At 75.5% G+C, this 7,027-nt stretch carries 6 protein-coding genes; 5 read left to right on the top strand and 1 reads right to left on the bottom strand.

Features of this window, described 5'->3' with window-relative positions; genetic code table 11:
* Positions 1-86: 86 nt before the first annotated feature.
* Positions 87-1,886: an amidase gene (locus K6U79_10310; protein MCL6522744.1), complete on the bottom strand. Its 1,800-nt coding sequence runs from the start codon at positions 1,884-1,886 to the stop codon at positions 87-89.
* Positions 1,887-2,352: 466 nt separating this feature from the next.
* Between K6U79_10310 and K6U79_10305 the strand changes: the two genes are divergently transcribed.
* The 5 genes from K6U79_10305 to K6U79_10285 form a co-directional block, all read left to right on the top strand.
* Entirely contained in the window at positions 2,353-3,549 is a 1,197-nt protein-coding gene (locus K6U79_10305; protein ID MCL6522743.1) for an MFS transporter, read from the top strand.
* Positions 3,550-3,739: 190 nt separating this feature from the next.
* Positions 3,740-4,474, top strand: a complete 735-nt coding sequence (locus tag K6U79_10300) for a GntR family transcriptional regulator (protein ID MCL6522742.1) — start codon at positions 3,740-3,742, stop codon at positions 4,472-4,474.
* Positions 4,475-4,517: 43 nt separating this feature from the next.
* Positions 4,518-5,768 carry a CoA transferase gene (locus K6U79_10295; GenBank protein ID MCL6522741.1) on the top strand — a complete coding sequence of 417 codons (1,251 nt, stop codon included), beginning with the start codon at positions 4,518-4,520 and terminating at the stop codon, positions 5,766-5,768.
* Entirely contained in the window at positions 5,758-6,558 is an 801-nt protein-coding gene (locus K6U79_10290; protein MCL6522740.1) for an enoyl-CoA hydratase/isomerase family protein, read from the top strand. Before K6U79_10295 ends, K6U79_10290 begins: the two co-directional genes overlap by 11 nt.
* 135 nt (positions 6,559-6,693) lie before the next feature.
* Positions 6,694-7,027, top strand: a 334-nt coding sequence (locus tag K6U79_10285; protein MCL6522739.1) for a helix-turn-helix domain-containing protein, incomplete at its 3' end; no start/stop codon positions are given.

Raw genomic sequence — 7,027 nt, 5'->3', positions numbered from 1 at the left:
CGGCGGCCGTGGAGGCCATCCGCCAGGCCGAATGACGGGCAGGGGGCGGCGGGGCCGGTCCCGGGCGGGCCGGCCCCGCCCGCGCCTCAGGCGAGCAGGTGGCGTTCCAGCGCCGCCGCCACCTCCAGCAGGCGCACGTCCTCGCCCGGGGCGCCCACCACCTGCAGCCCCAGGGGGAGCCCCTCGGGGTCGGTTCCGGCGAAGAGCGTAAGCGCCGGGAAGCCCAGGTAGGAGAAGCCGGCGGTCAGGCGGATGAGACCGTCCGGCACCGCCTCCGGGCGGCCGCCGGGGAACCAGAGCCGCTGGCCGATGCGGGGGACGGGGAGCGGCAGCGTGGGCGTCAAGAGCGCGTCCACCTCCGCCGCCGCCCGGCGTGCCTGGCGGACCAGCTCGCCGCGCAGGCGCTGGGCGAGCAGGTAGTCGCGCGCCGGCACCAGCTGGCCCAGCTCCAGGCGCGCGCGGACGTCGGGCGAGTAGAGGCGGCCGGCGCGGGCCAGGAAGGGCGCGTGGTAGGCGCCCGCCTCGGCCAGCGTCACCACCCGGTTGAGGAGCGCCAGGAGCGGAGCCGGCGGCAGCTCCACCGCCTCCAGCCGCGCCCCCGCCGCGCCGGCACGCTCCAGGAGGGCGCGGAAGCGCTCCTCCACCGCCGGCGCCACCCGGTCCTCCAGCCAGCCGGCCGGCAGGCCGAGGCGGAGGCCGCGCAGGTCCGGCCGCTCCCGTCCCCGGGCGACGGCGGCGCGGGCGGAGCCTGGCGCCAGGGGGACGGCCGCATGCGCGGCGGGATCCTCCGGGTCGGGGCCGGCCAGGAGCTCGGCCACCAGGGCCACGTCCTCCAGGCTCCGCGCCAGCAGGCCCACGTGGTCCTGCGACCAGCTGAGCGGCACCACGCCGCTCCGGCCGATGCGCCCGTAGGTGGGCTTGAAGCCGGTGACGCCGCAGGCGGCGGCGGGGATGCGGACGGAGCCGGCGGTGTCGGTGCCCAGGGCGACGGGGACGACGCGGGCGGCGACGGCGGCGGCCGAGCCGCCGCTGGAGCCCCCCGGGACGTGCCCCGGCTCCCAGGGGTTGCGCGTGGGCCCGTGGAACGGCGTGTCGGTGGTCACGCCGAAGGCGAACTCGTGCGTGCTCACCTTGCCTACCAGCACCGCGCCGGCCTCGCGCAGGAGGCGGACGACGTGCGCGTCGCGCGCCGCCCGCCGCCCGGCGCGGACGGCGGAGCCGGCCGTGGTGGGCTGGCCGCGCACGTCAAAGAGGTCCTTGAGGACGACGGGCACGCCCTCCAGCTCCCGCGGACGGCCGGTGCGAAACCGCTCCTCGGCCTCCGCGGCCGCCGTCCGCGCCTCCTCCGCCGCCAGGTGGACGAAGGCGTGCAGGACGGGGTCGAGGAGGCGGACCCGCTCCAGCGTCGTCTCCAGAAGCTCCCGGGGGGAGAGGCGCCCGGCGCGCATGGCCTCCAGCAGCTGGCCGGCCGACAGCTCGGCCAGGGGATCGCGGGCGCGGAGCGGGGGAGCGCCGCCCTCGCCCGCGGCGCCTCCCGCCGCGGCTGGTGCCGCCCCCCCTTCCCCGTCGGCGGGCGCCTTCTCCTCCCCTGCCGCCGCGCCGGGCGCCGGCGAATAGCCCATCGCCTCGCCCGCCGCCATGCCGGCCAGCGAGGCCGGCTCCAGCCTCGGCGCGCCCGGCTCCACCGCCGCGGGGTCAAAGGCGAAGGCGGGCGGCAGCTCCTCCAGCAACCCCTCGTCGAAGGCGCGCAGCCGCGCCAGGACGCCGCCCCAGCGCTGCGCCAGGTCGCGCCGTAGCTCCGGCTCTAGCTCGCCGCGCCCCAGGACGCCCTCGAACCAGCGCCCCACCAGCTCCTCGTCCAGGAAGCCCCCTCCCGGCGTGGCCATCGCCTCCCACCCCAAGACCTGGCGCGTCGCCGCCTCCCGGGGGACGGCGGGCGGCAGGCGCCGGCGGAGCCCCTTATACGCCGCTCCCGGCGGGCGGGCCTGCCGCGGCAGCGGGCGGGGCGGGAGGCCCCGGGGCGGCGCGGCCGGGTCGCGTCGGAGAAGGGCGGATCGGAGACCGGCCAGGCCTCCCGGCTGGAGAACGTCGTGACCCGCCGTCGAATGTGGGAAGAACGGAGAACACCGGCAGGAGAGAGGGCGGCCGCGCCGAATGGCCACCTACCCAGGCGGTAGACGGTCGACAGTCGAGTGTCGATCGGTGGCGAAGGCGCGCGCCTGCCACCGGGAAGGGTTCGGGAGGTGAGCCCGCTTGGCGACATGGACGGAGCGGCAACCCGCGGTGGAGCGCCTGACCCGGAACCAGGTTAACGGCTTCCTCGCTTCGTGGGGCGGCTGGCTGCTGGACGGGATGGACTCCAGCATCTTCGCGCTGGTCTTGACGCCGGCGCTGACCGAGCTGCTGCCCAAGTCGGGCATCGCGGTCAGCCCGGCCAGCCTGGGTCTCTGGGGCGGCGTCGGCTTCGCCCTCTTCCTGGTCGGCTGGGGCCTCTCGACGCTCTGGGGGCCGGTGGCCGACCGCTTCGGGCGGGCGCGGACGCTGATGTGGACGATCCTGGTCTACTCGCTCTTCACCTTTCTGGCCGGCTTCGCCCAGAACGTCTGGGAGCTGATGCTCTTCCGCTTCCTGGCCGGGCTGGGCATCGGGGGCGAGTGGTCCATGGGCGGCACCTTCGTGGCCGAGGAGTGGCCGGAGTCGCGCCGCAAGATGGGGGCGGGCTACCTCCACACCGGCTACTACATCGGTTTCGTGGTGGCCGCCCTCCTCAACCTCTTCGTCACGCCGGCCTTCGGCTGGCGCGTCATGTTCTGGATCGGCATCATCCCCGCCTTTCTGGTCGCCTTCATTCGCTACGGCGTCCGCGAGCCCGAGCGCTGGCAGCGCGTGGGGACGCAGACCCGGCGCGAGGGCTTCGGCCGCTTCCTCTCGGGGATCTTCGCGCCGCATTACCTGCGGCGGACCGTGGGCAACGCCCTGCTCCTCAGCGTGGCCATGATCGGGCTCTGGGCCGGGACGGTCTACCTGCCCACGGCCATCACCCAGCTGGCCACCGCCGCCGGCCTGGACAAGGTGACTACGGTCCACCTGGCCTCCTACGGCACCATGCTGACAGCCGCCTTCACCGTCGTCGGCTGCCTCCTGATGCCGCTCCTGGCCGAGCGGATCGGCCGGCGGGCGACGCTGGCGTTCATGTTCCTCTGCATGTTCGTGGCCGTGGCCGGCGACTTCGGCTGGGTCTTCTACCACGGCACCGTCCGGAGCTTCTACTACCTGCTGCCGGTGCTGGGCCTGGGCGGCGCCGACTTCGCCGTCTTCACGCTCTGGCTCCCGGAGCAGTACAGCACCGACGTGCGCGCCACCGCCTTCGCCTTCGCCACCTCCATCGGCCGCTTCCTGGGAGCCGCCATCACCTTCCTGGTGGGGGCCGGCGTCAGCTACTTCCACTCGCTGGGCACGCCCATCGCCCTCACCTCCGTCGCCTTCCTGGTCGGCTTGGCGCTCCTGGGGCTGGCTCCGGAGACCCGGGGTCATGCGCTCCCCGACTGAGGCCGGGGCGGTGGGGAGAGAGGGGGGCGGGCCGACTTGAAGCGGGCGCGGCCGCCAGGGCGGCAGCCGGCACCGGGCGCCCGCTCCCGCGGGCCTCCGGGGAGAGGAGTCGCAGCGGAGTCGCGGAAGGAAAGCCTTCTGGGACGGAGCCCGTCCGGAATCGTCCGGACACGTTCTCGGAGGTGCTTCCGTGAAGAGTCCGCTGGATTGGGAGTCGCCGGCCGGAGGTCCGATCGAGAAGGCCGAGCCCATCTACCTGCAGGTCTACCGGCGGCTGCGCCACGCCATCGTCACCGAGCGGATCCGGCCCGGGGAGCGCCTGGTGGAGAGCCGCCTGGCGGCCGACCTGGACGTCAGCCGCGCGCCGGTGCGCGAGGCGCTGCGCAAGCTGGAGCAGGACGGACTGGTGACCCGCGCCGACGGAGGCCTGGAGGTGACGCGGCTCAGCCTGCGGCAGGTCCGCGAGCTGTACGCCTGCCGCTCGGCGCTGGAGCGGCTGGCCGCCTACGAGGCGGCGCTGGCGGTGCGGGAGGGGCGCGCCGAGGCGCTGGAGGCGCTGGAGAGGGCGCGGGAGGCCCTGGAGCGCCACCGCGAGGCGCTGGCCGACCCGGTGGGCCTGCGCGAGGCGCTGGTGGAGGCAACCAACGCCTTCCACGACGCCGTCTGCGCCGCCTCCGGCAACGCCACCCTGGCGCAGCTGATGTCGGGCCTGCAGGACCGCATCGTCTTCGCGCGCCACGCGAGCCTGGCCATACCGGGCAACGCGGCGGCCTACCTGGAGCATCACCGCGACGTCCTGGAGGCGGTCCGCGCAGGCGAGCCGGAGCGGGCGGCCGCGGTGATGGAGGAGCACATCCGCGAGGCTGGCGAGCGGGTGGCCCGGCACCTCCGGCAGGAGGAGCCCGAGCCCCGGTCCCCCGGCTGACTCCCTGCCGGGCCCCGCGCCGCCTGCCGGGGAGGTGGATGGGATGGATGGGACGTCGACCGCCGGCCGTCCACCGCTGGAAGGGGTGCACGTGCTCGACTTCTCCCGCATCCTCTCGGGGCCTTACTGCTCGATGATGCTGGCCGACTGGGGGGCGGACGTCGTCAAGGTGGAGCGCCCGGGTTCGGGGGACGACACCCGCCAGTGGGGTCCCCCCTTCCTGGGCGGCGAGAGCGCCTACTTCCTGAGCGTCAACCGGAACAAGCGCAGCCTCGCCCTCGACCTCTCCCTTCCCGAGGGGCGACGGGTGGTCTACCGCCTGGCCGAGCGGGCGGACGTGGTGATCGAGAACTTCCGCCCGGGGACGGCCGACCGTCTGGGCATCGGCTACCGCCAGCTGCGCCAGTTCAACCCCCGGCTCGTCTACTGCTCCATCTCGGGCTTCGGCCAGACCGGGCCGGACCGCGACCGGCCCGGCTTCGACGCCGTCGCCCAGGCCATGAGCGGGATGATGTCGCTGACCGGCGAGCCCGGGGGCGAACCGACCAAACACGGCATGTCCGTCGCCGACCTGGCCGCCGGCATGTGGGCCGCCTTCGCCATCGTGGTCGCCCTCTACGAGCGCCAGCGCTCGGGCGAGGGGCAGTACCTGGACGTCTCGCTGCTGGACGGCCAGATCGCCTGGCTCACCTACGCCGCCGGCGCCTACTTCGCCACCGGCCGCGACCCGGAGCGGCTGGGCTCGGCCCACCCCACCATCGTCCCCTACCAGCCCTTTGCCACCACCGACGGGCACATCATGGTGGCGGTGGGCAACGACCGGCTCTGGAGGGCCTTCTGCGAGGCGGCGGAGCTGCCCGAGCTGGCCGCCGACCCGCGTTTCGCCACCAACCCGGCCCGGGTGGAGCACCGCGCAGAGCTGGTCCCCATCCTGGCCGCGCGCCTGGCCACGCGCTCCTCGGCCGAGTGGACGGAGCGCTTCGATCGGGCGGGCGTGCCCTCGGGCCCCATCCTCGGCGTGGGCGAGGCGCTGGCCCACCCCCAGGTGCGGGCCCGGGAGATGGTGGTGGAGGTGGAGCACCCCGTCGCCGGACGGCTCCGCATGACGGGGCTGCCCGTCAAGTTCTCGCGCACCCCCGGGCGGATCGCGCTGGCGCCCCCGCTCCTCGGGCAGCAGACGAGAGAGATCCTGCGCGAGGCCGGCTTCGACGAGGCGGAGATGGAGCGGCTGCAGGAGGCGGGCGCCATCCCGGGCGACGGGGAGCGCGCGCGGGGGATCCGTCATGCGATCTGAGGCGCTCTCCCTCGAGATCGCCCCCTTCCCCGGCGGGGAGGGGCACGTCGCCTGGCTGACGGTCGACCGCGCCGAGCGCCGGAACGCCATGACCCGCTCGATGTGGGAGGCGCTGGGCGGCTTCCTCGAGGAAGTGGAGCGGATCCCAGGCGTGCGCGCGCTGGTCCTGCGCGGCCGGCCCGGCTCCTTCTGCGCGGGCGCCGACTTGGACGAACTCCGCTCGCTGACGCCGCCGGAGGTGGACGCGGCGTTCGCCCTGATGGAGGCGACGCTGGAGAAGGTGGAACGGCTCGGCGCGCCGACCCTCGCGGTGGCGGACGGGGTGGCCGCGGGCGCGGGACTCGAGCTTCTCCTGGCGTGCGACCTCCGTCTGGGCACCCCGCGCGCCCGCCTGGGGATGCCGGTGGCCCGGCTGGGAATCCTGCCCGGCGTGGCCTTCGCCGCGCGCCTGGTCCGCGCCGCCGGTCCGGCCAGGGCCACGGAGCTCCTCCTCACCGGCCGCCTGCTCCCCGCGGAGGAAGCGCTCGCCTGGGGCCTCCTCAGCCGGTTGGTGCCGGAGGGGGAGGTGGAGGCGGCGCTCGCCTCGCTCCTCGGCGAGCTGGCACGCCTCTCGCCCGCCTCGCTCCGCGCCGCCAAGCGGGCGGTCTCCGCCAGCGCCAGAGCCCTGGCCGCGGCCGGCGGCGAGAGTTGGCCGCCGCAGGAAGAGGCCCGCGCCGCCACCATCGACCCTGCCTCCTTCTACGAGGCGGTGCGTGCCTGGGCGGAGGGACGGCCCCCCTTTTCGGGGTAGCGGTCGACAGACGACAGTAGACATAGGCCTTGGCCTCCGGTCGGGCGCGGGAAGGTGTGCGGACCCCGCGCCGCGAATCTTCGCCTCCACGATCCAGTCGTCGGCGACCGGCTCTCGCGGGGAGGGGAAGGCGGGTTGCTGGCGCCCGAGGGCAGCTTCGGCCTTCTGCTGGCCCGGCACCGGACCCGGCTCGGGCTGAGCCAGGCCGGCTTGGCGGGTCTGGCCGGCTGCTCCAGGCAGTACGTCGCCCAGCTGGAGGCGGGCCGCAAGCTCCATCCCTCGCTTCGCTCCACCCATGCCCTGGCCAACGCGCTCCAGCTGGCCGGCGAGGAACGCGGGCGCTTCTTCGCCGCGGCCGGGCACCTCCTCCAGCCGGCCGCGGCGGAGGCAGCGGCGCGGGTGCCGGCGGGGCCGGCACTGGCGGACGGCACGAGGCCGTCCGCGGTGGAAGCGGCAGAGGTCGAGGCCG

The organism is Bacillota bacterium (assembly GCA_023511835.1).
Lineage (GTDB): Bacteria > Bacillota > Sulfobacillia > JAIMAT01 > JAIMAT01 > JAIMAT01.
Note: the sequence above shows the minus strand (reverse complement) of the source record. Positions and strands in the feature narration are given on the sequence as shown.

Coding starts and splice junctions, on each gene's coding strand:
- K6U79_10310 (MCL6522744.1), bottom strand. CDS start 1,886: ATGGCCACGCCGGGAGGGGGCTTCCTGGACGAGGAGCTGGTGGGGCGC.
- K6U79_10290 (MCL6522740.1), top strand. CDS start 5,758: ATGCGATCTGAGGCGCTCTCCCTCGAGATCGCCCCCTTCCCCGGCGGG.
- K6U79_10305 (MCL6522743.1), top strand. CDS start 2,353: ATGGACTCCAGCATCTTCGCGCTGGTCTTGACGCCGGCGCTGACCGAG.
- K6U79_10295 (MCL6522741.1), top strand. CDS start 4,518: ATGGATGGGACGTCGACCGCCGGCCGTCCACCGCTGGAAGGGGTGCAC.